This is a genomic window from uncultured Maribacter sp. (assembly GCF_947496775.1).
Lineage (GTDB): Bacteria > Bacteroidota > Bacteroidia > Flavobacteriales > Flavobacteriaceae > Maribacter_B.
This window is the reverse complement of record NZ_CANMDU010000046.1, coordinates 1-832: the sequence shown is the minus strand read 5'-3', so window position 1 is coordinate 832 and position 832 is coordinate 1. Positions and strand designations below refer to the sequence as shown.

Genomic DNA, 832 nt, shown 5'->3' with positions numbered 1-832 from the left:
TCTAATACTGTTACTATAGATGCACCAGAAGCTTTAGCTCTATCTTTAGTAAGCAATGTAAATGCTAATTGTATCGAAACGAATGCTATTGTAACCGTACAAGCGACTGGAGGAACTGCAGCATATAGTTATGGTGCTTCTATTAGTGGTGCTGGTGACCCAGGGGTTTATCCTTTTGATAATACCATAGAATTAGACCCAACAACAAGCTTAAACTGGGATATTTACGTACAAGATGCTAACGGGTGTGTAATCGCAGTTCCATTAGCTATCACCGTAGATACAGATACAACTCCTGATATTTCATTAGCTATTGATGATGAATGTGCTAGCGAAGGTAATTTTGGTATTACCGTATCTCTTGATGCCATTAACACAGGTATTGCTCCTTATACTATGCGTATTAATAGCAACGCTTTCCAAAGTATTACTAGCTTCCCTTATACTTATACAGGTTTAACAGCTGGTGCTTATACTATTGAAATAAGAGATGCTAATAATTGTTCTGAAATTGAAAATATTACTATAGATCCTGAATTAACAGTAAGTGCAACACCTTTAACACAACCTACTTGTGCTACTAATGACGGTGTTATAGAATTTACTGTAAACGGTGGCTCTGGAACTTTTACCGCTACCTTATTACGTTCAGATTTATCTGCAACAGGTATAGCTCCAACTGCTAATCAATTTACTGGAGTAGGATTTGGTGACTACATTGTTAGAATTACAGATAATACGTTAGGTACTCCTAATTGTACAGCCGATGCTCCAATATCTTTAGAAGAGCCTACTGCTGTTACGCTAAACACAACTCAAAAAACAGATATTA

General features: G+C 36.7%; 1 protein-coding gene. It reads left to right on the top strand.

Annotated elements, in window-relative coordinates:
• Positions 1–832: hypothetical protein (locus Q0856_RS18005; protein WP_298507227.1), on the top strand; the 832-nt coding region annotated here is incomplete at both ends.